The following is a 24,091-nucleotide window of genomic DNA, read 5'->3' on the forward strand; positions in this document are numbered from 1 at the left end:
CAGACGTGAGGCAAACGCGCTCCACCTGCCCCTACTGCGGCGTGGGCTGCGGCGTCATCATCGAATCCGAGGGCGACCAGATCACGGGTGTCCGGGGTGACCCCGATCACCCCGCGAACTTCGGGCGCCTGTGCACGAAGGGATCGACGCTGCACCTCACAGCCGCCGCCGCCGTCACGCGCCAGGCACGGCTGCTGCATCCGATGCGGCGCGCACAACGAGGCGAGGCGCCGGTCCGCGTCGCATGGGACTCGGCACTGGACGGCGCCGCGCACCGCTTCGCACAGGCGATCGACGCCCACGGACCCGACGCCGTGGGCTTCTATATCTCCGGCCAGCTGCTGACCGAGGACTACTACGTCTTCAACAAGCTCGCCAAGGGACTCGTCGGCACGAACAACATCGACACCAACTCGCGCCTGTGCATGAGCAGCGCGGTGGCGGGCTACAAGATGACACTGGGCGCGGATGCGCCGCCCGCGTGCTACGACGACGTGAATCATGCGGATTGCCTCTTCATCGCGGGCAGCAACACGGCGTGGGCGCATCCCGTGCTCATGCGCCGCATCGAGGATGCGAAGGCCGCGCGGCCTTCGATGAAAGTGATCGTGGTCGATCCGCGCCGCACCGACACGGCCGAACTCGCCGACCTGTTCCTCCCCATCCAGCCCGGCACCGACGTGATGCTCTTCCACGCGATGCTGCACGTGATGCTGTGGGAAGGCTGGACCCGGCCCGGCTTCATCGCGGCGCACACGAGCGGGTTCGATGCGCTGAAGGCCACGGTGCGCGAATGCACGCCGCAGAAGGCGTCGCAGGTCTGCGGCGTGAGCAAGGAGGACATCTTCACGGCAGCCCGGTGGTTCGCGGCTTCGCCCGCGACGCTGAGCCTCTACTGCCAGGGCCTCAACCAGTCGTCGAGCGGGACCGCGAAGAACGCGGCGCTCATCAACCTGCATCTCGCCACGGCGCAGATCGGCCGCGCCGGCGCCGGGCCGTTCTCGCTCACGGGTCAACCCAACGCGATGGGCGGACGTGAAGTCGGTGGGCTCGCGAACCTGCTGTCGGCGCACCGCGACCTGGCCGATCCGCGGCACCGCGCGGAAGTCGCCGCGTTGTGGGGCCTGGAGGACGTACCGGCGAAACCGGGCAAGACCGCGGTGGAAATGTTCGAGGCGGCGGCCGATGGCGAAATCAAGGCGCTCTGGATCGCGTGCACGAATCCCGCGCAGTCGATGCCCGATACGAACACGGTCCGGCGCGCGCTCGAGCGCGCGGAGTTCGTGGTGGTGCAGGAGGCCTTCGCAACGACGGCGACGTGCGCTTACGCCGACCTGCTGCTGCCCGCGACGAGCTGGGGCGAGAAGGACGGCACCGTGACCAACAGCGAGCGGCGCATCAGCCGCGTGCGCCCCGCGGTCGCGGCGCCGGGGAGCGCGCGTCACGACTGGCGCATCGCGACCGAGTTCGCAAGGAGGCTGCAGCGCGAATTGCGAAAGACCGCGCCGCGCTTCGACGGCGAAGACGCCGAATCGATCTGGATGGAGCACCGCGAATCCACCCGCGGCCGCGACCTGGACATCACCGGCATGTGCTACGCCATGCTCGAAGCGTCGCCGCAGCAGTGGCCTCTGCCCGAAGGCGCATCCGGCGGCAAGGCGCGGCTCTACGAGGACGGCCGCTTCGCCACGCCCGATGGCAAGGCGCGCTTCGCCGACGTGAAGTACGTGCCCGTCGCCGAACCGCGTGAAGCCCGCTTTCCGTTCTCGCTCACGACCGGGCGACTGCGGGACCATTGGCACGGCATGAGCCGCACCGGCACGCTCGGGCGACTGTTCGGCCACGTGCCCGAGCCCGCGGTGATGCTGCACCCGCAGGACATGGCGCGCCACGGGCTGGCCGAAGGCGACCTCGCGCACGTCACGTCGCGGCGCGGCGCCATCGTGGTTCCCGTGCAGAGGGACGACACGATCGGCCTCGGCCAGGCGTTCATCGCGATGCACTGGGGCCCCGAGTTCCTCGGCGGCTGCTCCTCCACCGGCGAGCCGCTCGGCGGCGTGAATGCGCTCACGACCTCGGCGCGTTGCCCCTCCTCGAAACAGCCCGAACTGAAGCACGCCGCGGTCAAAATCTCGAAAGCGGAGCTGCGCTGGTCGCTGCTCGCGATGGCCTGGCTGGACGCGGACGAAGCCTTGCGCACGCGCGAAGCGCTCAGGGACATGATGAAGGTGTTCCCGTTCGCCGCCTGCGTGCCTTTCGGACGCGAACGCGCAGGCGTGATGTTCCGCGCGGCCGGGTACGAAGCACCGCCGGAAGCATTGCTCGCGAGCATCGAGGCGTGCATGGGGCTCGATGCTCGCGACGCGCTGCGCTATGCCGATCGCCGCCGAGGCCAGCACCGTGCGATGCGGCTGTCGCGCAGCGAGGATGGCGCCGCGAGACTCGAAGCGTTCCTGCTCGCCGGCGACACGAGCGCGCAGGCGTGGATTCGCGCGCTGCTGCAAGAAGAGCTGCCGGCCGGGGCGTATGGCCGCCTGCTGCTCGCACCGGGCGCGAAGCCGCCCGAGGCCGTGCGCGTGCGAAGCCGGCGGGTCTGCGCCTGCCTCGACGTGAGCGAGGACGCGATCCGCGAGCATCTCTCGGCCTCTTCGGGAGCGGACGACGTGCGCATCGCTTCGCTGCAGGCGGCGCTGCGTTGCGGCACGCAGTGCGGTTCGTGCGTTCCCGAATTGAAGCGCCTGGTGCGCGCGGTGCCCGAGGCCGCGAAACCGGTGCGAATCGGCTTATAGCCGCAAGTCATCAGTGGTCTGGGACAATGCGTTCCCGATGGGAATCAGCCAGTACATCAAGGAGATCGGCCGGGGCAAGCGCGGTGCTCGCCCGCTTTCGCGCGAGCATGCGGCCGATCTTTTCGGCCAGGTACTCGATGGAACGGTCACGGATCTCGAGATCGGCGCGTTCTGCGTTGCGATGCGCATCAAGGGCGAAACCACCGAAGAGATGGCGGGCTTCCTCGATGCGACGGCCGCGCGGTTGAACCGCGTGAGCGCGGCGGGCTCGCAGCCGATCGTCGTGCTGCCGAGCTACAACGGCGCGCGCCGCCTTCCCGTGCTCACGCCGCTGCTCGCCTTGCTCGTGGCAAAGCGCGGGCTGCCCGTGATGATCCACGGCACCGCCACCGAATCGAGCCGCGTGTTCGTGCCGGACGTCCTCGCGCAACTGGGCATCCACGCTCGCGCGCGCATCGAGCCGGTCGCCGACGGCGAGGCCGTCTACGTCCCCACCGAACTGCTGTGCCCGGGGCTGAAGCGGCTTCTCGACGTGCGCCGCACCATCGGCGTGCGAGGCAGCGCGCACAGCCTCGTGAAGCTCATGAACCCGTGCGCGAGCCCGGCCGTGATCGTGGCCAGCTACACGCACGCCGAATACGCGGTCTCCATGGCCGCGGTGTTCGAACTGATGAAGTCCACCGCGCTGCTCCTGCGCGGCACCGAAGGCGAAGCGGTGGCCGATGCGCGCCGCCTTCCGCAAATGGATGGGTTCGTGCGCGGAGAACGCGTGACGCTCGAGGCCGGACGCAAGGGCACGGCCGCCGATGTCCCCGATCTGCCCAAGGAGATCGCACCGGAACACACGGCCGCCTATATTCGAAGCGTGCTGGACGGATCGACCCCGCTGCCCGAATCGCTGTCGGTGCAGGTGGAACACATCTTGCGTCTGGCCCATTCATGATGAATCCAGGCAAGGTCACACTGGTCGGCGCCGGTCCCGGTGACCCCGAGCTGCTGACGCTGAAGGCGCTGAAGGCCATCCAGGCGGCCACGGTGCTGCTCGTCGACGATCTGGTGAGCCCCGAGATCGTGGCGCATGCGTCGCCCACGGCGCGGATCGTGCACGTCGGCAAGCGCGGTGGCTGCAAGAGCACGCCGCAGGCCTTCATCGAGAAGCTCATGGTGATGGCCGCGCGCGAAGGCGAGCGGGTCGTGCGGCTGAAAGGCGGCGACCCCTTCATCTTCGGGCGCGGCGGCGAGGAAATGGCGCACCTGCGCGAAGCGGGCATCGAAGTCGACGTGGTGAACGGCATCACTGCGGGCCTGGCCGCGGTGACGTCGCTCGGCGTCGCGCTCACGCATCGCGAGCATGCGCATGGCGTCGTGTTCGTCACCGGGCATGCGAGCGCGGGCTCCGACGGCCTGGACTGGCGCGCGCTCGCGGCGACCGCGCGCGATGCGAAGCTCACGCTCGTGATCTACATGGGCGTGAGCGGCGCAAGCCGCATCCAGCAGGAGCTGCTCGCGGGCGGATTGCCGGGCGAAACGCCCGTGGCGATCGTGCAGCGCGCGAGCCTGCCCGGGCAGCGGCAGGCGGTCGGCACGCTGGCCGCGCTCGCCGGGACCATCGAGCGCGAAGCGATCGCGAGTCCTTCCGTGATCGTGATCGGCGATGTGATCCGCGGGGTCGCGACTCTGGCCGAAGTGCCGCTGCGCCGGGTGGGCTGACTCGCTTCGTCCGCGGCGGGACGACACCCCGCCCTACACTTCGCCGATGCATTCATTCGACGTGGCCGTGATCGGCGCCGGCGCCGCCGGCCTCTTCTGCGCCGGCATCGCGGGCCAGCGCGGCCTGAAGGTGCTCCTCGTCGATCACAGCGAGAAGATCGCCGAGAAGATTCGCATCTCGGGGGGCGGCCGCTGCAACTTCACCAATCGAGACCTCGACCCGCGCGCACCGCACAAGCACTTCCTCGGCGAGAACCCGCAGTTCTGCCGCTCCGCGCTCGCGCGCTACACGCCCGCCGACTTCGTGGCGCTCGTGCAGCGCCACGGCATTGCCTTTCACGAGAAGCACAAGGGCCAGCTCTTCGGCGACCGATCCTCGGAGGATTTCATCCGCATGCTCGTCGCCGAATGCGATGCGGGCGGCGTCGTGCGCTGGCAGCCATGCCGTGTCGGCGAGCTCGCCACGGCGGGTGACGCGTACGAATTGCGAACGGACCGCGGAACGGCCGCGGCGCGCAACGTCGTCATCGCGACCGGCGGCCTCTCGATCCCGAAGATCGGCGCCACCGATTTCGGCTATCGCATCGCCAGGCAGTTCGGCTTGCGCATCGTGCCGACGCGTCCGGGACTCGTGCCGCTCACGTTCGAGGGCGATTCGTGGACCGCATTCGCATCGCTCGCGGGGCTCTCGCTGCCGGTGGTGATCGAGACGGGCCGTAAGAAGGAACGCATGGCCTTCCACGAAGATCTGCTCTTCACGCATCGCGGCCTGAGCGGCCCCGCGGTCCTGCAGATCTCGAGCTACTGGCGCGAGGGCGCGCCGCTTGCGATCGACCTCGCGCCGGACGTCGACCTCTGCGAAGCGCTGGCGCAGGCGAAGCTGCGCTCGCGCAAGTGGGTCGCCAACGAGCTTGCCGCCTTCGTCCCGTCTCGGCTGGCCGACGCGTGGACGCAGCAGGACGCTGCGTGGCAGCGTCCCGTCAACGAAGTGTCGGACAAGGCGCTTCAGCAGCTTGCCCAGCGCCTGAAGCGCTGGGAGCTTACGCCGAGCGGTAGCGAGGGCTATCGCAAGGCCGAAGTCACCGTGGGGGGCGTCGACACGCGCGAGCTGTCCCAGCAGACGATGGAATCCAGGAGAAAGGGCCTCTGGTTCATCGGGGAAGTCGTCGACGTCACCGGCTGGCTGGGCGGCTACAACTTCCAGTGGGCCTGGGCGAGTGCCCATGCGTGCGCGCAGGCGCTCGCGGCGCAGTCCGGGGTGTGATCCGGGGGTGGGCGGTTGCGGGGCGGGGACGACGAGTCTCTACTTGACCAAAGGGCCGATTGGAACTCCGGCTGGCTTCGCGTTACTCACTGGAGTAGTCTCTGCCGTGACGTAAAATGCTGCAACGCAACAGAGAGATGGCGATTGACCTGCGGCAATCAACGCTACGTCCAATCGGGCGTTTTTCCGGTGACGACGCTACTCTTTTTCGATTAAAAGGTGAGCATGGCTGGCACATCCCACAAGATCACGACGGGCGAAGCGGTTCATGAGCTGTTCGCGAGCGAGCCGACTCGACCCTACGTCTTCGGCGAGGAATCTGTTCACCTTGACCGCGGGCGACTGGACAAGGCGATGGCCGCGCCGCACGTCTGCCTGCCTGAAAACGCCAACACGCCCGAAGAAATATGCGCATTTCTAGACGCTGCGTCTAGAGCGCTGAAATGACCTTCACGGTCGATTTCAGTCAAGAGTTTCTCAAGCAATATCCGCAGTTCGACCAGCAGCAAAAGCAGTGCATTGGCGAGTTCGCGTCCTTGGTGAAGGCGCATGGGCTTGATCAAACCAAGCTGCGAGGGAAACTCACCGCGTCATGGTTGAACGCATCCGCCGCGGATCACCAATACGCGTACCAAAACAATCTCTGGCACTATCACGCCGGATATCCGAGTTACCGTCAGAATCCGAATGGCCCAGACACATCGGAGTGGGTGATTCACTTCCAGTGGTTCTACAACTCGACCCACATCGACATTGTTGACTTCTACGCACACTACAAGGCGTGGCCCAAACGCGGCTTCTATCTGCCGCCACGCGATGCGCTGAAGCCGTAAATGGGATTAGCGAGAGTTTGCCCTTTTTGCGCTCGCCGGCAGCCCCAGGTTGCCGGTTTTCCCCATCCGGCTATAATCTACGGCTTTGCTGGCAACCCCCACCGGCCCGACACCATGACCTGAAGGTGGGGAACCCTCGCGGAGAGTCCTCGATCTTCTCTTCCGCAACTGAACAGGAAGTTCATGACGACCATTCGTGTGAAGGAAAACGAGCCGTTCGACGTGGCGTTGCGCCGCTTCAAGCGCACCATCGAAAAACTGGGCCTGCTCACCGAGCTGCGCGCCCGCGAGTTCTATGAAAAGCCCACGGCCGAGCGCAAGCGCAAGAAGGCTGCCGCGGTCAAGCGCCACTTCAAGCGCGTTCGCAGCATGCAGCTGCCCAAGAAGCTGTACTGAGCCCCGGTTCAGCAAACTCCATCGAAAGGCTCGCCCGGGGATGCCCGCGCGGGCTTTTTTTTTGTTCTCCGGAGAACGACATGAGCCTGAAGGATCGCATCAACGAAGACATGAAGGCGGCCATGCGCGCCAGGCAAGCCGAGCGCCTGGGCGCCATTCGTCTGCTCAACGCCGCCATCAAGCAGAGGGAAGTGGATGAGCGCGTCGCGCTCGACGACGCCGCGGTGATCGGCGTGATCGACAAGCTCATCAAGCAGCGCAAGGACTCCATCGAGGCGTTCCAGAAAGCGAACCGGCCGGACCTCGCCGACAAGGAAGCCGCCGAAGTGGCGGTGCTCTCCGCCTACCTGCCCGCGCGCCTGTCTGCCGAGGAGATCGCGGCCGAAGTGAAGGCGATCGTGGCCGAACTCGGAGCCAAGGGACCCGGGGATATGGGCAAGGTGATGGGCGCCGTGAAGCAGCGCCTCGCGGGCAAAGCCGACATGGGGCAGGTGAGTGCGGCGGTGAAGCAGGCGCTGGCGGGGTAGGAAGACGCCAGGGCGATCGCGCAGTTCTTCCGGGTCCCACGCAGGAAATCGACCCGGCACAACCGCGGTCTTGTGCAACTTCCACGGTCGTATTGGCAGGCACGCGTTCCGTGCCTATACGAAAGGCTCGAGTCCCGGTTACGGCCGCAAATCGCGCCGATCCACCACTAACATGCGCGCTCTTTCCGAATCCGGAACCCAAAGGGAGTGCACATGGTGGCATCGCCAACGAACGGCAACGACGTCCTCTTCGGGACGGACATGAACGACAACATCCTCGGGGGCTCGGGCGGCGATACGCTCGTGGGGCTCGATGGCGACGACACCCTGACGGGAGGTACCGGCAATGACGGGCTGGTGGGCGGCGCAGGCAACGACGTCGCATCGTTCTCCGGACCGAAGTCCGACTACTACATCGAATGGACCGGCAACTCCGAGTGGCTGGTGATCGACTCGGTGCCGGGGCGTGATGGCACGGACCAAGCGGTCGACGTCGAGCGCCTTCGATTCGCGGATGGGGAGGTCGAACGCTCCGCCTATACCGGCCCGGCGATCTTCGGAACGACCGCCAACGACACGCTCGTTGGCACGGACTTGTCCGAGGGATTCGACGGCGGTGCGGGCGCGGACCACATCGCAGCCGGCGCAGGGGGCGACTTCGTGATGGGCAATTTCGGCGACGACTTCATCGACGGAGGCGCGGGATCGGACTGGCTGGATGGCGTTGTGGGTAACGACACGCTGATTGGTGGGCCAGGCGACGACTTCCTGGATCCGGGCATCGGCACGGACAGCCTGGTGGGAGGCGAAGGAATCGACATCGCCGTGTTGTGGGACCTCCACGGCGCGACCGTGGACCTGCAAGCGGGTTCGATGCAAAGCGGCGAGTCCAGTGCCGTGCTCGCGAGTATCGAAGGCGTGCTTGGAACATCGTCACCCGATACGATCAGCGGCAACGCCGAAGCCAACCTGCTGGTGGGCGACTTCGGCGCGGACACCCTCTCGGGTGGAGCGGGTAACGACACGCTGGAAGGAGAAGGGGACAGCGACAGCCTCATCGGCGGCGACGGTACGGACGTGGCACGTTGGTCCGAGCCCCGGTCCCAGTTCGCGATTTGGCCTGCCGCAGGCGGCTATGTCGTGAGCCAGATGGGCTCCAGTTATTTCGGTGCCGACACCCTCACCGGAATCGAGCGCCTCGAATTCCAGCACCAAGTGATCGCGATCGACCTCGACGGCAACGCGGGCGAGACAGCGAGGATTCTCGGCGCCGCGCTCGGGGCGGGCAGTGTGCACGACACGTCGCTGGTGGGAATCGGCCTGCACCTTCTCGACAGCGGGTGGACTGCCTCGCAGCTTGCCGACGCGGTGGCACGGCTCGTGTCTGCGGACACATCGGACGACGCTTTCGTAAGCCAGCTGTACACGAACGTCGTTCACGCGGCGCCTTCACAGGCCACAGTCCAGGCGATCACGGAGTTGCTGAGCAGCGGCGCTTTCGACAGGGGTTCACTGCTGTTGATGGCAGCTCACACGCCGGTCAACGAGGAGAGCATCGACCTCGCACATCTTGTGGGGACTGGCTTGCCCTATATTGCATACGGTTGACGCCAGCCCTGCGGCGTTCGCCCACGCAGAAGAGCGGGCACATGCACTCGCTCGCGAGGCTCGCGGTAATCGCCAGCACGTGAACTCACCCGGCAGACCGAACGGGCAAGCGCCGGCATCGACTCGCTCAACGATCAAGCAGGTGCGCGACCTGCGCATCGTCGGGCCACTGGAGTCCTCGCCGGAATCGTTCATGCCAGTACCGCCGCACCTCGGGTTCTTCGATGCGCTCGAAGTGACGGACCAATGCATCGAGGCGTTCGCTGAGCGGGAAATTCTGACCCTGCAGCATGCGCATCAATCGCGCACGCGCGGAGCCAAGCACGTCGAACAGCGGTTGAGCGGCATCGAAGTCAACCAGGCCGATTCGGTGGCAGATGTCGGCGCAGCGCGACTCGTACATGACAAGGCACAGGCTCAGCGCGCGCGAAGCCCGGCGATAGGACGCAAGGTTTTGTTCGAGGACATCGTCCACGTCCCGGAAGTCCATTTTTCAGTCTCTCCCTGCGGGCTGATGTGCCCGGTTGTAGCGGCGGCATCTTAGCGATTCCGATGCCGGATTGCCAAACAATTTTCATCTGCGCGGCGACGCTGACGCTTGCCCAAAAAAGGACCCTGGTTGCGAGGCACGTCCAGCCCCCCACCCGGCCCGACCGGACGAGCGCGCGATCACCGGGGGCGGCTCACTCCACGATCAAGCATGTGCGCGACCTGCGCATCTCGCCGAAGGAGCCGTTGCGCGGCGCCTATCCGCCGCAGAGCCTGCGAATCTGCTGAGGCAACTCGAGCGGATCGAACGGCTTCGCGATCACGCCCACGGCACCTTGCAACTCATGCCGCGCGATCTCCGCGGCCTGCACCTTCGCCGTCATGAAGATGACCGGCGTGCTCGCCGTCTCGGGCAGCGCGCGCAACGCGCGCAAGGTCGCATAGCCGTCCATGTCCGGCATCATCACGTCGAGCAGGATCACGTCGGCCTCGGCCCCGGCGGCGCGATCGAGCGCCTCCCGCCCCGACGAACACGCGGTCACCGTGAAGCCGCCGACTTCCTCGAGCGCCATGAGACCGATGATGCGGATGTCGGGATCGTCTTCGACGTAGAGGATGCGCTGCACTGGCAAGATTCTTCACTCCCCGGCGGGTTGCGCGGGCACCTCGGCGGGCGGGCTGTGCGCCGCGACGACCACGCGCGGCAGGTCGAAGTGGAAAGTCGTTCCGCCTGTCGGCTCGTCGCGAAAGCCGATCGTGCCGCGCATGCGTTCCACGATCGCGCGCGAAATACTGAGCCCGAGCCCCGTTCCGCCGCGCCGCCTCGCATCGGAGCCGTCGGCCTGCGAGAAACGCGCGAAGATGCGCTGGCGAAAGTCCTCGGGCACGCCCGGCCCATGGTCGCGCACTTCGACCCGGAGCTTGCCGTCCACCGCACGCAGGCGCACTTCGACATCCGTGGACGGCGGAGAAAACTTCACCGCGTTCGACACGAGGTTCGTCACCACCTGCACGAAGCGGTCCGCGTCCACGCGCGCGGCGGCCTGCGCGTCATCGCCCGCATCGAGCACGAGGTTCACGCCGTGCTGCCGCGCGAAGCCCTCGTTGGCCGCGACGGCCTGCGCAAGCAGCGGCCCGAGCGGCGTCGCGCGCAGGTCGAGCCGCACCTCCCCCGAATCGAGCTTCTCGATGTCGAGGATGTCGCCCACGAGGCGCACGAGCCGTTCGCAATTGTCGTTGGCGATTCGCACGAGCTGCGCGGCCTTCGGCGGCAGCACGCCGGCCACGCCCGCCGCGAGCAGCGCGAGCGAGCCGCGGATCGACGTGAGCGGCGTGCGCAGCTCGTGGCTCACGGTGGCCACGAATTCGCTCTTGATGCGCTCCAGCTCCCTGGCCTGCGTCACATCGATGCCGAGCGCGTAGACGCCGATCACCTCGCGTTGCTGGCTGCCGCTGCCGAAGCGGGGGATGTAGCGCATCTCGTAGTCGTGCATTCGCCCGTCCCTGCCGCGCAGCGCGCGCTGATACACGACGGTATTGCCGCGAAAGGCCTCCTGCACGTACCCGCCGATGCCTTCGTACAGCGCCTCGCCCAGCACCTCGCGCAAGAGCTTGCCTTCGATCTGCTTGCGAGTGACACCGAGGCTGTCCTCGTACGCGCGGTTGTGAAAGAGAAGGCGCTGGCGCGCATCCACATACCCCATGAGCGCCGGCACCGCGTCGATCATGTCGCGAATCTGCGACTCGCTCGCGCGCAGCGCCTCGCTCACGCGCTTCACCTCCGCGAGGCTGTGCGCGGCCCTCGCGTCGGCGGCGGCACGCCGCCGGGCATACGCCATCACCAGAAGGAAGGCCCAGCCGAGGAGCACCACGGAAATCAGGCCGAGGCCCGCGATCAGCCATTGCACCGCCTGAGCGCTGCGGGCGGTTTCGGTTCGCACCCGCTCCATGAAGCCGCCCTCGTTCGCGTGGATTCGCTCCACGAGCCTGTCGATCTTCTCGCGCAGCCGGCCCGAGGCGCTGCTGCCCACGCGCGCGCCGGCGGCCGGCAGTCCCTCGGCGCCGAGCGTGCGCACGGTGTCGTCCATGTAAGCGAGCCGGGCGCGAATGGCCTCCTCGAGCGAAGCGAACAGCTGCTGGTCGTCGAGCGCCGCTTCGGCGTCGCGCGCCTGAACGACGGCGCGCAGCGTCTCGTCGCGCGCCGTCCTGTAGGCCGCGAGGTCCGCATCGGTGCGCGTGATCACGTACTTGCGCTGCCACGACTCCGCCGTCCTCAGGCGCAGCGCGGCACGCTCCAGCAGCAGCGTCGCCTCCTGCGAATGGCGTTCCTGCCGCGCTTCGGCCAGGAACGACTGGATCGTGAACACCGCCGCGACGCCGAAGAACACCACCAGCGCGAGTCCCATGCCCAGAGCCCATGTGATCTGCACGCGGTAGTCGGCGGCGCGCATCGATTCAATCCTGCCCGCTCGGCAGAAAGCTCCTGAGCGCGTCGACGGCGTGGGCGAGCGCGAGCGGGCGGTCTTCGCCCGCGACCATGGCGCTCGCCGCTTCCTCCACGGCCCTCGCGGCATTGCCGAGTTCGCGAAAACCGTAGGTTCCAGCGGTGCCGTAAAGCGAGTGCGCCGCGCGCTCGAGCTCGCGCAGCGCATCGGCGGAGGTGCGCGCGGGACCCACCAGCGCTTCGATGTGAGCCACCTTCGCGGGAAGCGAGCGCGCGTACTCGACGCGTCCCGCTTCGATGCGGCGCATCAGTTCCTCGCGCGAGATGCTCATCTCGACGGGTGCGTGGACGCCGCGCCGCCGGGGGCGGCGGGCATGCCGAGCACGGTGCGCACCGCCTCGACGAGCGCCTCGGGTTCGAACGGCTTGGTGACGTAGCCGTCCGCGCCGGCGGCGAGGCCCTTGATCACGGAGTCGCGCGTGGCGCGGGCCGTGAGCATGATCACCGGCACTTCCTTGAATGCCGGATGCTCGCGCATGCGTGCGAGCACGTGAAAGCCGTCGACGTCGGGCAGCACCACGTCGAGCAGCACGAGGTCGGGCAGCGGCACCTGCCTGAGCGCTTCGACGATGCCCGCGCGGTCACCCGCCGCGCGCACCTCGAAGCCTTCGAACGTGAGGTAGTGTTCCAGGAACTTCTGCAGCTGCGGCTCGTCCTCGATCACGAGCGCGCGCAGTCGCCCGAGCCCCTGGGCACCCGGCACCGCGAGGCCGGGACGTCGCCGCGCGATGCGCACGAAGTAGCCCGCGCGCCTGAGCGATGCCTCGGCGGCTTCGGCTTCCACGCTCGCCTGCGCAACGAGGGGCGCTGACGGCTCGAAGTTGAACTGGCCCGCGAAGGGGTCTTCCAGCTGCAGCCGCAGCATGCCCTGGCGCACGAGCCGCTCGAGCAGGGCTTCGGTCTGCGGCGCGGCGTCGGCCGGCAGCCCTGCCTTCATCTGGCCGACGCTCAGGCGGCCGTCCACGCGCACGAGCATTTCGAGCTCATCGGGCGAGACGGTCGTGCGCGCCGTGCGAAGCTGCTGTTCTCCCAGGGCGGTCAATGCAAAGATGTCCGAGTCACGCATCAGGCACCTCTTCGGCCTCGCTGATTCTAGAGTGAGCGCGGCGCGCTCACCAATCGGTGATTGTCGGGTTGCGGTATTCGAAGATGTTGTCGGTGGCGAGATTCGAGTACGAGACCGACACGCTCGCCTGAAGGCCCGCGACCTGGTGCCACCAGCCGAGCGGCAGGAAAAGCGTTTCTCCCGGCTCGAGCGTCGTCTCGAGCACCTTCACCTTGGCGAAATCGGGAAACCGCGCGAGGTCGGGCTGGTCGGCATCGACCGGGCTGAACATCTCGTTGTAGTTGTAAAGGCGCGGCGTTTCCAGCGGTGAGACGAGCTTCCAGCGCTTGCGGCCGATCACCTGCGTATGAAGCAGCATCACTGTGTCGTGGTGCAGCGGCGTGCGCGTTCCGGCGGGGCCGAGCCAGAAGTACGACAGGTCTTTCAGCCGCGCGCGGTCGCAGTAGGCGGGCAGCGGCCCGATGTCGTCCAGGAGCGACGCGAATTCGGGCATGCGCAAGAGCTGGTTGTTGGCCGTGAGGTAATAGTCGTTCGTCGCGCCGCCTGTTTCGACCATCTCCACGAACTCGCCGAAGCGCACGGTCTTGCGGTGCAGGGCCTTGTTTTCCTCGAAGCGTGCATCGGCGTTGCGATTGGCCTGGATTTCCACCGGGAGGTGGCCGAAGCGGTCCTTCAGCCGAGGCAGCGTCCACTCGCGCAACGCGGGCCAGCCTTCGGCGAGCCCCGTGAGCACGACAGGCCGGCTGCCGCGCGCGTAGCGTTCCCAGAATTCGTTCACCGGCACTTTCTTGCGGCGTTCGATGACGGTGTAGTTCGGATCGGACTGCCACACTTTCTGCTGGTTCGCGAGCACCGATTCGAGCTTGCGGGTGAGCTGCTGGTGTTTGCGCGCGGCGAGGAAGACAGGATTGGATTCGAGGTCGGACAGGGCCTGGATGCATGCGGCGCGGTCGAGTCCGGCCGCGACCATCGTGTCGAGCATCGACTGCGTGCTGCATTCGCGCAGGCGGTTGTCGGCCATCCATTGCATCCAGTTGGCGGGCAGGGGCGCGTACATGGATCGCGGTTTTACTGGGAGAATGCTTTCATGCCAAGACGAAACAGCAATACCAGGGTGGCGCGGCAGGTGATGGAGCTCGCGTTCGCGGCGCCGCAAGTGGTTGCGCATCGCACCGCGCGCATGGCGCGTGCCGGTGCGCGGCCGACGGCGCGCGACCGGGCGGAGTTCACTCGCATGGGCACGGAGAAGTTCGCGGCCTTTTGCAGCTCGTGGGCGGCGATGTGGGGCGCGATGTATTCGGCTCAGTTCGAGATGATGTCGAAGGTGATGGCCGCTGGGCTCGCGCCGGTGCATACGAAAGCAGTCGCGAATGCGAGGCGGCTGGGGCGCAGGCGGGGGTAGGGGATGGGGGTGCCCCATCTGCCCCCAATTTGTCTCTCTGACCTCGGACTTGGGTTGAATTGCCCTTGCAGGGCGGTGCCTTGATTGCCCATCTCATGGGTGTCGGACTTGGGTTCAATTGCCCTTGCAGGGCAGCACCTCGCTTGCCCTATCTCATGGGTGTCGGACTTGAGTTGAATTGCCCTTGCAGGGCAGCACCTCGCTTGCCCTATCTCTCCCCCCGCCCTCTCTTCCCCAGCGGGGAAGAGAGGGAGCTAACACGGACATCCGATTTGGGCTCGTCGTGCCGACAAAGGGCCGAAGACCCGATGGGTCGGGCGGTGCTCCAAGTTTAGAAACGACTACGAGACCATGCATGTCCGCGGTCGCGCGCACGGCAGTGACGAAGCTACACATGTCGCCCCGCCACCCGACCTTTCGGGTCTTCGGCCCTTTGTCGGCACGACGAGCCCAAATCGGTGTTTGGCTCCCCTCTCTTCCCCGCTGGGGAAGAGAGGGGCGGGGGGAGAGATAGGGCAAGCGAGGTGCTGCCCTGCAAGGGCAATGAACCCAAGTCCGAGACCCATGAGATAGGGCAAGCGAGGTGCTGCCCTGCAAGGGCAATGCAACCCAAGTCCGAGACCCATGAGATGGGCAAGCAAGCCGCCGGCAAAGAAACCCTAACTCCCCGCCACCTTCATCCGGTTCACCAGCAGCGACCCCACAGTCTTAGCACCGTAGTTGTACACATCCGCACCGACCGCATCGATGCCCGCATACATATCGCGCAGATTGCCCGCGATCGTGATCTCCTGCACCGGATACGCGATCTCGCCACCCTCGACCCAGAAGCCGCTCGCACCACGCGAATAGTCGCCCGTCACGTAGTTCACACCCTGCCCCATGAGCTCGATCACGAAAAGTCCCCTGCCGAGCTTCTTCAGCATCCGCACCAGATCGTCCCCCGGGTCCGTGAGCCGCGAGCTGAGCGTGAGATTGTGCGAGCCGCCCGCATTGCCCGTCGTCTTCATCCCCAACTTGCGCGCGGAGTAGCTCGAAAGAAAATACCCAGCGACCCTGCCTTCGTCCACCACCTTGCGCGGGCTCGTGCGCACGCCCTCTTCGTCGAAAGGCGCGCTGCCCTTGCCACGCCTCACGAACGGGTCCTCCGTCACGTCGATGTGATCCGCAAAGAGCGGCTTGCCAAGCGAATCGAGCAGGAAGCTGCTGCGGCGATAAAGCGCCCCGCCACTCACAGCCTGCACGAACGCGCCCAGCAGCCCCGCCGCAAGCGGCGACTCGAAAAGAACCGGACACTCCCGCGTGCTGATCTTGCGCGACTTCAGGCGCGCGAGGGCACGCTCGGCCGCATAGCGGCCCACGGCCTCGGGCGATGCGAGCTCGTCCGCACTGCGCATCGAGCTGTACCACGCATCGCGCTGCATGTCGTCGCCCCGGCCCGCGATGGGCGCCACCGAAATCGAATGGCGCGAGCTCGCATAGCCGCCACTGAAGCCATGCGTGTGCGCACTGAAGAAATGGCTCTGCTGCGCCGACACACCCGCGCCTTCGCTGTTGGCAATGCGCGCATCGGTGTCGAAAGCGGCGCGCTCGCAGCGCAACGCGAGTTGCGCGGCATCTTCGCTCGTGATCGGCCAGGGATGGAACAGGTCGAGGTCGCGCTGGTCCTCGCGCCGCGCGATGTCGCTCTCGTCCGGCAGGCCCGCCACCGGGTCTTCGGCCGTGAACCGCGCGATGTCGTAGGCCGCCTGCACGGTCTGCTCGATCGCGGCGCGCGAAAAATCGGACGTGCTCGCGTTGCCACGCCGCTGGCCGATGTAGACCGTGACGCCGAGCGACTTGTCGCGATTGCGCTCGACCGTTTCGAGCTCGCCCTTGCGCACCGACACACTCAGGCCGCAGCCTTCCGACGCTTCGGCGCCCGCGTCGGTCGCCCCCAGCTTGCGCGCATGCGAAAGCGCGAGACTCACCAGTTCCTCGAACCGCTCGCGCGTGTAGCTGAATCCGGCATTCGTTCGCTCTTGGGCCTTGTCCATGGCGGGCTATGATACTTGGCGCCGCTCGCTCACCATTGCGGGCACTCGCATCCTCCATGTCACGCAAACCGAAAAAGGGCTATTTCGTGCGCGGCCAGTTCGTGGCCGCCGGCAGCGAACTCGACGCCGAACTGCAGGCCGAACGCTCGGGCGGCGAGCCGAGCAAGACCGAGCTGAAGAAGGAAAGCACCGAACTGCAAAAGCTCGGGGAAGCGCTCCTCACGCTTCGAGCCGCCGCATACGAACGGCTCGAGCTGCCCGATTCGCTGCGCGATGCCCTGGCCGAGCTGAAACGCATCACCGATTTCGAAGGGCGCCGGCGGCAGCTTCAGTACGTCGGCAAGCTGATGCGCGCCCTGGACGAAGACGCGCGGCAGGCGATCCGCGATGCGCTCGCTGAACAGCAATCGGGTTCCGCGCAGGAAACGCTCGCGCTGCACGCCGCGGAAAAGTGGCGCGACGACCTGATCGGCGACGACCGGGCGCTCGGGCAGTGGCTCTCGCATCATCCTTCGACCGACGCGCAGCAGCTGCGCGCCCTGATCCGCCAGGCGCGCAAGGACGCGCAGCCGAGTGCGGACGAGGTCGCGAAGGGGCAGGCGCCCCGGCGCGGGCGCGCCTATCGCGAGATCTTCCAACTCGTCAGGGAGCAACTGGAACATGAGTGACGCATTCGACTCCGTGAAGATCGGCATCGTGTCCGTGTCGGACCGCGCTTCCTCGGGCGTGTACGAGGACAAGGGACTGCCCGCCTTGAAGGACTGGCTCACGAGGGCGCTGAAGAACCCGATCGAGTTCGATCCGCGCCTCATTGCCGACGATGCGGCGGCGATCGGCTCGGCGCTTGTCGAGCTCGTGGATGCCGGCTGCGCGCTCGTGCTCACGACGGGTGGCACGGGGCCGGCGCCGCGCGACGTGACGCCGGAGGCGACGCTCGCGATCGCGGACAAGGTGATGCCGGGGTTCGGCGAGCAGATGCGCCAGATCAGCCTGCGGTTCGTGCCGACGGCGATCCTGTCGCGTCAGGTCGCGGTGATCCGGGGCAAGTGTCTCATCATCAACCTGCCGGGGCAGCCGAAGTCGATCCAGGAGACGCTGGAGGGACTGAAAGACGCCGCGCCGGGCATCTTCGCGGCGGTGCCGTACTGCATCGACCTGATCGGTGGCCCTTACCTCGAGACGAACGAGGAAGTGTGCAAGGCGTTCCGGCCGAAGAGTGCGATTCGCGGGAAGTGACGCTGCTGCTGCAGCGATCATCGGAGGCGCAGTGATTGCCGCGGTGGCAATCGGATGCCACCAATCCCGTCGCGGCAATTCGACCCGTCATTGGCAGCGGCAATCCCAGGCCGTCATTCCCGCGATGTCATTCCCGCGAAGGCGGAAATCCCAGGCCGTCATTCCCGCGAAGGCGGGCATCCCAGGCCGTCATTCCCGCGAAGGCGGAATCCAGGCCGTCATTCCCGCGAAGGCGGGAATCCAGTGGCTTTCTGCCGGCTCTGGATTCCCGCTTTCGCGGGAATGACGGATCGGGGGGCACCTCCGATCCCAGCATTCGCGGAATGACGGGTCGGGGCGCACCCTGGATTCCCGCTTTCGCGGGAATGACGGGCCGGGGGGGCCACCCCGGATTCCCGCCTTCGCGGGAATCACAAGTCGAACCGTCACTTCCCCACGAGCTGCGTGAGCTTGTCCGCCTCGAAGTGTTCCTTCAGATGCGCCTCCTCGGGCACGCATTCCTCTCCCGCCTTCGCGTGCTGCACCCGCTCGAGCGCCTGCCACAAGAGTGCGATCTGGTGCTCGTGCGACGACGCGCTGTCGATCAGCCCCTTCATCGCCTGCGACAAAGGGTCGTCGCTCTGCGTCACGCCATAAGCGGAAAAACCCATGCGCGCCGCGGCCGCTTCGCGCCGCTCGCTGTCCTCGGCCTGGATGATGCGTGCCGGAATTCCGACAGCGGTCGCCCCCGGCGGCACCGGCTTCGTCACCACGGCATTCGACCCCACGGCCGCGTTGTCCCCCACCACGAAGCCGCCGAGAATCTTCGCGCCCGCGCCGACGACCACGTTGCGCCCGAGCGTCGGATGCCGCTTCGCGCCCTTCGTGAGCGACGTGCCGCCGAGCGTCACGCCCTGATAGATCGTGCAGCCGTCGCCGATCTCGGCCGTCTCTCCGATCACGATGCCCATGCCGTGGTCGATGAAGACGCCGTTGCCGATCGTCGCGCCCGGATGGATTTCGATTCCCGTGAGCCAGCGCGAGAACTGCGAAACGAACCGGCCGAGCCAGCGCAGCCCGCGCAACCACAGCCGGTGCGCGAGCCGATGCAGCACGAGCGCATGCAGTCCCGGGTAACACGTGAGCACCTCCCACGTGCTGCGCGCGGCAGGATCGCGGTCGAGGATGCACTGGATGTCCGAACGGATGCGGCTGAACATGGCGGCTCTTTGCGGATGCCCGTACAGTCTAGCGGCTAGGCTTGGCGGCTGCAGCAGCCATGGCCTTGGCAACACCACGCAGGATGTGGATTTCCTCCCGCGTGAGCTGCGCCCGGTTGAAAAGGCGGTTGAGCCGCGGCATCAGCTTCTTCGGCGCGGCGGGGTCCAGAAAGCCGATGTCGGTGAGCGACTGCTCCCAGTGCCGCAGCATCCCGGCCACTTCGCTCGCGTCGGCTTTCCCGCCTGCGCCCTCCTCGCCCGCCGAGCCGCCCACGGGGCCGAATCCGCCCAGCGCCGTGCGCCACTCGTACGCCACCACCTGGATCGCGGCCGCGAGATTGAGCGATCCATAGTCGGGCGACGTCGGGATCGTGAGGGCCGCATGGCAGCGGTACACGTCTTCGTTGCGCATGCCGTAGCGCTCGGAACCGAACACGAACGCGACGCTCGACTGCGAAGCCGCGGTGCCCGACAGATGCTCGCGCGGCGTGAACGTCGGCGGTCCGAAATCGCGCGGCGTCATCACGGTCGCACAGAGGTAGCCGATGCCTTGCACCGCCTCGTCGAGCGAAGCGACGATCCGGGCCTTGCGCAAGACGTCCGAGGCGCCGCTCGCGCGATCGATCGCCTCCTGGCGGCGCAACACGTCGGCCCATCGGGGAGCCACGAGCACGAGATCGTCGAAGCCCATCACCTTCATCGCGCGCGCGGCCGCGCCGACGTTGCCGGCATGGCTCGTGTGCACGAGGATGAATCGCGTCTTCAAACGTGAATCGTCAATGTGTTCGCGACGGCCTCGGCGCGCTGCGTGCGGATCACGGCAGCGAGCGCGGCCTCCAGTCGCTCGCGGGAAAACCACAGCGATTCGAATCGCGGCAGCGGCTTGAATCCGTCGGGGCAGAGATACGGGCTCACGATCACGCCCTTTCTGTGCATGGCATGGACGTCGTCTTCCGCGAAAGTCCGGAATCCCGCGGGACGGATGCCCGCGTTCAGCAGCAGGTGGTTCACCAGCGCCATCGTCACACCATGCATCGGCTGATCGAGCAGCGCGCGCATCCCCGGCGGATTCGCGGCCACGATGTGACCGCGCGAGAAAAGCCACTCGACTTCGGACTGCATGAACCGGATGCAGTTCACACTCGCCGCGCCGCGATCCGGAAGCGGCCGGTATCTCGGATGGATGCGTTCGAACTGCGCGGCGTGCTCGCGGCGCGCCTCGTAGCCCGCCTCCGACAGGCGGCCGTGATAAAGCGTTTGCCCACCCAGGCCCAGGATCGACGCCGCGGCGACGACCTGGTCGCAGCGCGTCTTCAAGGGCCCTTCGAGCAGCGCGCGCCAGGCGATCACGGTGTAGGTGTCGTTCACGTCCTGCAGCACGTAGTTCGCGTGTTGCCAGGCACGGACCGGTCCCTTCGAGCTATCGAGCCGCACGCCGAACACGTCGCGGGGGCCCGACTGGGCGTCGCGCCACCATGCGTTGACGCCTTCTGGCATGGCGCCGCCCGTGGCGACGTGGGCCGACTCCATCATCCTCGTCTCGTACGGTTGAGACAGATCGAAGCGGCCCGTCCTCGAGGCGGCCGCCTGGCATTGCACGGCGATCCGGCCCAGGCCTTCAGGCGGAAACGCCGGGTGTGTCTGGGTGACGTACGCCCTCGCCGGCGGCAACTTGCGCGCATGCGCGGCAGGCGGGGGTGGCGAGGTCGAGCCGGCATGGATCACGACGGATCGCCGGCACAAGTTGAAACGCATGGCTCAGGAATTTCCGAAAGAGGCACGAAGGTAAAATGGCCCTCCATTCTCGCAGCCCGCATCGCCGGGCTGCCGTCCTGCGCCGCCGGCCCGAGCGGCGCGCCAGCTCCTGAACAACATGTCGTCGTCCACCCAGCATCCCATGCTCAACATGGCCGTCAAGGCCGCACGCACCGCCGGTGCGATCATCAACCGCGCCGCGCTCGACGTCGAGGCCGTGCGCGTCTCGCAGAAGCAAGCCAACGATTTCGTCACCGAAGTCGACCATGCGAGCGAAGAGGCCATCATCGAGACGCTGCTGGGCGCCTATCCGCAGCACGGCATCTGGGCCGAAGAGTCGGGCCGCACGCACGGCCGGGACAACGCGGATCACATCTGGATCATCGATCCGCTGGACGGCACGACGAACTTCATCCACGGCTTTCCGGTCTACTGCGTGAGCATCGCCCTCATGGCCCATGGCCGCATGGAGCAGGCCGTGATCTACGACCCCACGCGCAACGACCTTTTCACCTCCACGCGCGGGCGCGGCGCCTTCCTGAACGACCGGCGCATCCGCGTGAGCAAGCGCACGCAGCTGAAGGAATGCCTGATTTCCACCGGCTTTCCGTTCCGTCCCGGCGACAACTTCGGCAAGTACCTGCGCATGATGGGCGACGTGATGCAGCGCACCGCCGGGCTGCGCCGCCCGGGCGCGGCCGCGCTCGACCTCGCTTACGTGGCCGCCGGCTTCAGCGATGGTTTCTTCGAAACGGGTCTGTCGCCGTGGGACTGCGCCGCGGGCTCCTTGCTCGTGACCGAGGCCGGCGGGCTGATCGGGAACTTCACGGGCGAATCCGACTTCCTCGAACAGAAGGAATGCGTGGCGGGCAATCCGCGCATCTACGGCCAGCTCGTGAGCATGCTGCACAAGTACAGCAAGTTCGCGAGCGTCGCCGAGAAGGCCGATGCGCGGAAAGCGGAAGAGCAACCGGGCGTGGATGCGACAGCGCAGCTGCCCGACGGCCCACGCGAGGATCCTTCGCCCGACGACCTGGAATGAAGGCCACCGAGACGACGGAGCCCAGGTGACTGAACTATCGCAGCTGCTCGACCAGCACTCCTGGAGCGCGACGCTCGTCGTCGCGCTGGTGGCGGTGCTCGTCGCGATCGCGTTGCATCGCGTGGGCGGCATCCTGCTGCGCCGCGTGGCACGGTACAGCGCATTCGCGCTCACCGTGCTGCGCGCGCTCGACCGCCCCGCGGGCGCCGTGCTGCCTTCGCTCGCGCTGCTGATGGTGTGGGGCCTCGCGCCCGACCAGCTGCCCTACCTCGCACGCGTGGAGCACTTCACCGTGCTGCTGCTCGTGGTCGCGCTCACGTGGCTCGGCTGCGCGGCCGTGGCGGGTCTCGCGAAGGCCATCATCGAACAGCATCCCGTCACGACCTCGGACAACCTGCAGGCGCGCCGCGTGCTCACGCAGACACGCGTGCTGTCGCGCTCGGCCACCACCCTCGTCCTCATCGCGGGCGCATCGCTCGCGCTCATGACGTTCCCGGGTGCGCGGCAAGTGGGCGCGAGCCTGCTTGCGTCGGCGGGGGTCATCGGTATCGTGGGCGGCCTCGCCGCGCGGCCCGTCTTCAGCAACCTGATCGCCGGCCTGCAGATCGCGCTCTCGCAGCCGATCCGCCTGGACGACGTGCTGATCGTGCAGGGCGAATGGGGCCGCGTGGAAGAGATCACCGGCACCTACGTCGTGCTCAAGATCTGGGACGAGCGCAGGCTCATCGTCCCGCTGCAGTGGTTCATCGAGAACCCGTTCCAGAACTGGACGCGCACGAGCGCGCAGATCCTGGGCAGCGTGATGCTGTGGGTGGACTACGCGACCCCCGTCGAGGCGATCCGCGCCGAGGCGAAGCGCGTGGCCGAATCCGCCTCCGAATGGGACGGCCGCGTCTTCAGCGTGCAGGTGAGCGACACGACCGATCGCGCGATGCAGGTCCGCGTGCTCGTCTCCTCGGCCGATTCAGGCAAGTCGTGGGACCTGCGCTGCAAATTGCGCGAGGCCCTCCTCGCGTTCCTCGCGCGCGAGCATCCGCAGTGCCTGCCTGTCGCGCGGCAGGAAAATCGCGGCGAGGCCGCGCCCTCGCGCGGGCATTTGACGACGATCAATGCGCAACCGGGGGACCAAGGTGCATCCTGAATGCATCCATGCGACTCACGAATTTCACCGACTACAGCCTGCGCGTGCTGATCTACCTCGCGGCGCAGCCCGGGCGGCGCGCGACCATCGCCGAAATCGCGAAGCGATTCGGCATCGCGGAGAACCATCTCATGAAGGTGGTGCATTTCCTCGGCAAGGCGGGCTGGCTCTCGACCGTGCGCGGCCCTTCGGGCGGCATCGAGCTCGCCACGGCACCCCAGCAGATCCGCATCGGCAGCGTCGTGCGCTCGACCGAAGGCGCCCCGGTACTCGCCGAATGCTTTGAGGACGACGGAAACTGCGCGATCTACGACATCTGCCGCCTGCGCGGCGTGTTCGATGAAGCTCTGACGGCGTTCTTCGCGGTGCTCGATCGCTACACGCTCGACGACCTCACCGCGAACCGGCGGGAGCTCACGCGCATTCTGTTTCCGATTCCGGCGACATCGCGCGATCAGTGAAGAACCTTCGCGGCATTCCCGCGCAGGCGCCTCCATACGCACGTATAGCCCTCACTCCCCCTCGCAAAAGCTAAGGTTGACTGGTGTTCAACCGTCCGCGCAGCGCCAGGCGACGCGGCCAAGAAGGGCGCTTCCCATGGCTTTGCACCGCACGTCCCACGGCAACGACGCGACCGTGGTCAACCAATGGCTCGACGCCTTCGGCCGCCGAACGGGCCTCGCGCTGCGGCTCGACGATGAAGGCGTCTGCAGCATCGGGCACGCGTGCGGCCTCGACTGCGTGATCGAATCGCCCGGCAACGGCTCGGTCTACCTGAGCGTGGCCATCCTGCCCTGGGAACCCGAAGCGCACCCCGATCTCGCGGAACGCTGTCTGGTTGCCCAATTCATGGGACGCGGCACCCACGGCGCATCGTTCGGCGTGGACCCGATCGATGCGCAACTCGTCGTGTGGCAGGAGCGTCCGATCGTGACGCTCGATGCGGCCGGCTTCGCGCACGCCGTCATGCAACTGCTGGAAACGGCGGTGCATTGGCGCAGCGGCCTTCCCGCCGCCGAGGAAGAAGCCGAGCGGGCCGCCGCGATCGATGCCGAACGCCCCGCCCACTTCAACATGCTGAGGGCCTGAGCCTCA

General features: G+C 67.0%; 26 protein-coding genes. 16 read left to right on the forward strand and 10 right to left on the reverse strand.

The features are described from left to right. Window positions 1-5: 5 nt before the first annotated feature. From VHA82_RS03970 to VHA82_RS04010, 9 genes are all read left to right on the forward strand, one after another. Complete coding sequence (locus VHA82_RS03970) at window positions 6-2,789, forward strand: molybdopterin-dependent oxidoreductase (protein ID WP_325540483.1); 2,784 nt, start codon at window positions 6-8, stop codon at window positions 2,787-2,789. A 37-nt stretch (window positions 2,790-2,826) separates the two neighbouring features. Then, window positions 2,827-3,732 (forward strand): DNA-binding protein YbiB, encoded by a 906-nt coding sequence (gene ybiB / locus VHA82_RS03975; protein ID WP_325540485.1) that lies wholly within the window; start codon window positions 2,827-2,829, stop codon window positions 3,730-3,732. Beyond that, window positions 3,732-4,499: a uroporphyrinogen-III C-methyltransferase gene (gene cobA / locus VHA82_RS03980; RefSeq protein WP_325540567.1), complete on the forward strand. Its 768-nt coding sequence runs from the start codon at window positions 3,732-3,734 to the stop codon at window positions 4,497-4,499. The genes ybiB and cobA overlap by 1 nt, the downstream gene beginning before the upstream one ends. Before the next feature lie 46 nt (window positions 4,500-4,545). After that, a complete protein-coding gene (locus VHA82_RS03985) occupies window positions 4,546-5,763 on the forward strand; it encodes an NAD(P)/FAD-dependent oxidoreductase (protein WP_325540487.1) in 1,218 nt (405 codons plus the stop codon). Window positions 5,764-5,988: 225 nt separating this feature from the next. Continuing rightward, window positions 5,989-6,210: a hypothetical protein gene (locus VHA82_RS03990; RefSeq protein WP_325540489.1), complete on the forward strand. Its 222-nt coding sequence runs from the start codon at window positions 5,989-5,991 to the stop codon at window positions 6,208-6,210. Then, window positions 6,207-6,596, forward strand: a complete 390-nt coding sequence (locus tag VHA82_RS03995) for a hypothetical protein (protein ID WP_325540490.1) — start codon at window positions 6,207-6,209, stop codon at window positions 6,594-6,596. Before VHA82_RS03990 ends, VHA82_RS03995 begins: the two co-directional genes overlap by 4 nt. A 183-nt stretch (window positions 6,597-6,779) precedes the next feature. Next, window positions 6,780-6,992: a 30S ribosomal protein S21 gene (rpsU, locus tag VHA82_RS04000; RefSeq protein WP_104301834.1), complete on the forward strand. Its 213-nt coding sequence runs from the start codon at window positions 6,780-6,782 to the stop codon at window positions 6,990-6,992. Window positions 6,993-7,072: 80 nt separating this feature from the next. Next, the gene (locus VHA82_RS04005; protein ID WP_325540495.1) at window positions 7,073-7,519 is read left to right on the forward strand and encodes a GatB/YqeY domain-containing protein; all 447 of its coding nucleotides are present in this window, start codon (window positions 7,073-7,075) and stop codon (window positions 7,517-7,519) included. 213 nt (window positions 7,520-7,732) lie between these two features. Further along, window positions 7,733-9,127 carry a hypothetical protein gene (locus tag VHA82_RS04010; protein ID WP_325540497.1) on the forward strand — a complete coding sequence of 465 codons (1,395 nt, stop codon included), beginning with the start codon at window positions 7,733-7,735 and terminating at the stop codon, window positions 9,125-9,127. A gap of 127 nt (window positions 9,128-9,254) precedes the next feature. On the opposite strand, the gene VHA82_RS04015 is transcribed toward VHA82_RS04010, so the two are convergent. From VHA82_RS04015 to VHA82_RS04040, 6 genes are all read right to left on the reverse strand, one after another. Then, the gene (locus VHA82_RS04015) at window positions 9,255-9,617 is read right to left on the reverse strand and encodes a hypothetical protein (RefSeq protein WP_325540499.1); all 363 of its coding nucleotides are present in this window, start codon (window positions 9,615-9,617) and stop codon (window positions 9,255-9,257) included. A 256-nt stretch (window positions 9,618-9,873) separates the two neighbouring features. After that, a complete protein-coding gene (locus VHA82_RS04020) occupies window positions 9,874-10,242 on the reverse strand; it encodes a response regulator (RefSeq protein WP_325540501.1) in 369 nt (122 codons plus the stop codon). A 12-nt stretch (window positions 10,243-10,254) separates the two neighbouring features. Next, complete coding sequence (locus VHA82_RS04025) at window positions 10,255-12,066, reverse strand: ATP-binding protein (RefSeq protein WP_325540503.1); 1,812 nt, start codon at window positions 12,064-12,066, stop codon at window positions 10,255-10,257. A 4-nt stretch (window positions 12,067-12,070) separates the two neighbouring features. Further along, window positions 12,071-12,391, reverse strand: a complete 321-nt coding sequence (locus tag VHA82_RS04030; RefSeq protein ID WP_325540505.1) for an Hpt domain-containing protein — start codon at window positions 12,389-12,391, stop codon at window positions 12,071-12,073. After that, a complete protein-coding gene (locus VHA82_RS04035; protein ID WP_325540507.1) occupies window positions 12,388-13,161 on the reverse strand; it encodes a response regulator in 774 nt (257 codons plus the stop codon). Before VHA82_RS04035 ends, VHA82_RS04030 begins: the two co-directional genes overlap by 4 nt. Window positions 13,162-13,231: 70 nt before the next feature. Further along, on the reverse strand, window positions 13,232-14,242 hold the full coding sequence (locus VHA82_RS04040) for a cupin-like domain-containing protein (protein ID WP_325540509.1): 1,011 nt from the start codon (window positions 14,240-14,242) through the stop codon (window positions 13,232-13,234). A gap of 30 nt (window positions 14,243-14,272) precedes the next feature. Here VHA82_RS04040 and VHA82_RS04045 point away from each other — a divergent pair, with 30 nt between their 5' ends. Further along, window positions 14,273-14,587 carry a hypothetical protein gene (locus VHA82_RS04045; protein WP_325540511.1) on the forward strand — a complete coding sequence of 105 codons (315 nt, stop codon included), beginning with the start codon at window positions 14,273-14,275 and terminating at the stop codon, window positions 14,585-14,587. 659 nt (window positions 14,588-15,246) lie between these two features. On the opposite strand, the gene pmbA is transcribed toward VHA82_RS04045, so the two are convergent. Next, complete coding sequence (gene pmbA / locus VHA82_RS04050) at window positions 15,247-16,623, reverse strand: metalloprotease PmbA (RefSeq protein WP_325540513.1); 1,377 nt, start codon at window positions 16,621-16,623, stop codon at window positions 15,247-15,249. A 56-nt stretch (window positions 16,624-16,679) separates the two neighbouring features. On the opposite strand from pmbA, the gene yjgA reads away from it, so the two are divergent. Both yjgA and mog read left to right on the forward strand, forming a co-directional pair. After that, window positions 16,680-17,291: a ribosome biogenesis factor YjgA gene (yjgA, locus tag VHA82_RS04055; RefSeq protein ID WP_325540515.1), complete on the forward strand. Its 612-nt coding sequence runs from the start codon at window positions 16,680-16,682 to the stop codon at window positions 17,289-17,291. After that, complete coding sequence (gene mog / locus VHA82_RS04060) at window positions 17,284-17,859, forward strand: molybdopterin adenylyltransferase (RefSeq protein ID WP_325540517.1); 576 nt, start codon at window positions 17,284-17,286, stop codon at window positions 17,857-17,859. Before yjgA ends, mog begins: the two co-directional genes overlap by 8 nt. A gap of 425 nt (window positions 17,860-18,284) precedes the next feature. Here the strand turns inward: mog and cysE are convergent, their stop codons facing one another. The 3 genes from cysE to VHA82_RS04075 are packed head-to-tail and all read right to left on the reverse strand — an operon-like array spanning window position 18,285 to window position 20,813. Next, window positions 18,285-19,058, reverse strand: a complete 774-nt coding sequence (gene cysE, locus VHA82_RS04065) for a serine O-acetyltransferase (RefSeq protein ID WP_325540519.1) — start codon at window positions 19,056-19,058, stop codon at window positions 18,285-18,287. Between the two features lie 28 nt (window positions 19,059-19,086). Beyond that, window positions 19,087-19,824 (reverse strand): RNA methyltransferase, encoded by a 738-nt coding sequence (locus VHA82_RS04070; RefSeq protein ID WP_325540521.1) that lies wholly within the window; start codon window positions 19,822-19,824, stop codon window positions 19,087-19,089. Then, window positions 19,821-20,813: a hypothetical protein gene (locus tag VHA82_RS04075; RefSeq protein WP_325540523.1), complete on the reverse strand. Its 993-nt coding sequence runs from the start codon at window positions 20,811-20,813 to the stop codon at window positions 19,821-19,823. Before VHA82_RS04075 ends, VHA82_RS04070 begins: the two co-directional genes overlap by 4 nt. Before the next feature lie 118 nt (window positions 20,814-20,931). Between VHA82_RS04075 and VHA82_RS04080 the strand changes: the two genes are divergently transcribed. The 4 genes from VHA82_RS04080 to VHA82_RS04095 all read left to right on the forward strand — a co-directional run bounded on the left by VHA82_RS04080 (window position 20,932) and on the right by VHA82_RS04095 (window position 24,085). Next, a complete protein-coding gene (locus VHA82_RS04080; RefSeq protein ID WP_325540525.1) occupies window positions 20,932-21,855 on the forward strand; it encodes an inositol monophosphatase family protein in 924 nt (307 codons plus the stop codon). 25 nt (window positions 21,856-21,880) lie between these two features. Next, a complete protein-coding gene (locus VHA82_RS04085; protein ID WP_325540527.1) occupies window positions 21,881-22,996 on the forward strand; it encodes a mechanosensitive ion channel family protein in 1,116 nt (371 codons plus the stop codon). 8 nt (window positions 22,997-23,004) lie between these two features. After that, the gene (locus tag VHA82_RS04090; RefSeq protein WP_325540529.1) at window positions 23,005-23,457 is read left to right on the forward strand and encodes an Rrf2 family transcriptional regulator; all 453 of its coding nucleotides are present in this window, start codon (window positions 23,005-23,007) and stop codon (window positions 23,455-23,457) included. 136 nt (window positions 23,458-23,593) lie between these two features. Continuing rightward, the gene (locus VHA82_RS04095) at window positions 23,594-24,085 is read left to right on the forward strand and encodes a type III secretion system chaperone (RefSeq protein ID WP_325540530.1); all 492 of its coding nucleotides are present in this window, start codon (window positions 23,594-23,596) and stop codon (window positions 24,083-24,085) included. Window positions 24,086-24,091 lie beyond the last annotated feature (6 nt).

Source organism: Ramlibacter sp., from assembly GCF_035548915.1.
Classification (GTDB): domain Bacteria; phylum Pseudomonadota; class Gammaproteobacteria; order Burkholderiales; family Burkholderiaceae_C; genus Ramlibacter.

Coding starts and splice junctions, on each gene's coding strand:
- ybiB (WP_325540485.1), top strand. CDS start 2,827: ATGGGAATCAGCCAGTACATCAAGGAGATCGGCCGGGGCAAGCGCGGT.
- cobA (WP_325540567.1), top strand. CDS start 3,732: ATGAATCCAGGCAAGGTCACACTGGTCGGCGCCGGTCCCGGTGACCCC.
- VHA82_RS03985 (WP_325540487.1), top strand. CDS start 4,546: ATGCATTCATTCGACGTGGCCGTGATCGGCGCCGGCGCCGCCGGCCTC.
- VHA82_RS03990 (WP_325540489.1), top strand. CDS start 5,989: ATGGCTGGCACATCCCACAAGATCACGACGGGCGAAGCGGTTCATGAG.
- VHA82_RS03995 (WP_325540490.1), top strand. CDS start 6,207: ATGACCTTCACGGTCGATTTCAGTCAAGAGTTTCTCAAGCAATATCCG.
- rpsU (WP_104301834.1), top strand. CDS start 6,780: ATGACGACCATTCGTGTGAAGGAAAACGAGCCGTTCGACGTGGCGTTG.
- VHA82_RS04005 (WP_325540495.1), top strand. CDS start 7,073: ATGAGCCTGAAGGATCGCATCAACGAAGACATGAAGGCGGCCATGCGC.
- VHA82_RS04010 (WP_325540497.1), top strand. CDS start 7,733: ATGGTGGCATCGCCAACGAACGGCAACGACGTCCTCTTCGGGACGGAC.
- VHA82_RS04015 (WP_325540499.1), bottom strand. CDS start 9,617: ATGGACTTCCGGGACGTGGACGATGTCCTCGAACAAAACCTTGCGTCC.
- VHA82_RS04025 (WP_325540503.1), bottom strand. CDS start 12,066: ATGCGCGCCGCCGACTACCGCGTGCAGATCACATGGGCTCTGGGCATG.
- VHA82_RS04030 (WP_325540505.1), bottom strand. CDS start 12,391: ATGAGCATCTCGCGCGAGGAACTGATGCGCCGCATCGAAGCGGGACGC.
- VHA82_RS04040 (WP_325540509.1), bottom strand. CDS start 14,242: ATGTACGCGCCCCTGCCCGCCAACTGGATGCAATGGATGGCCGACAAC.
- VHA82_RS04045 (WP_325540511.1), top strand. CDS start 14,273: ATGCCAAGACGAAACAGCAATACCAGGGTGGCGCGGCAGGTGATGGAG.
- pmbA (WP_325540513.1), bottom strand. CDS start 16,623: ATGGACAAGGCCCAAGAGCGAACGAATGCCGGATTCAGCTACACGCGC.
- yjgA (WP_325540515.1), top strand. CDS start 16,680: ATGTCACGCAAACCGAAAAAGGGCTATTTCGTGCGCGGCCAGTTCGTG.
- mog (WP_325540517.1), top strand. CDS start 17,284: ATGAGTGACGCATTCGACTCCGTGAAGATCGGCATCGTGTCCGTGTCG.
- cysE (WP_325540519.1), bottom strand. CDS start 19,058: ATGTTCAGCCGCATCCGTTCGGACATCCAGTGCATCCTCGACCGCGAT.
- VHA82_RS04075 (WP_325540523.1), bottom strand. CDS start 20,813: ATGCGTTTCAACTTGTGCCGGCGATCCGTCGTGATCCATGCCGGCTCG.
- VHA82_RS04080 (WP_325540525.1), top strand. CDS start 20,932: ATGTCGTCGTCCACCCAGCATCCCATGCTCAACATGGCCGTCAAGGCC.
- VHA82_RS04090 (WP_325540529.1), top strand. CDS start 23,005: ATGCGACTCACGAATTTCACCGACTACAGCCTGCGCGTGCTGATCTAC.
- VHA82_RS04095 (WP_325540530.1), top strand. CDS start 23,594: ATGGCTTTGCACCGCACGTCCCACGGCAACGACGCGACCGTGGTCAAC.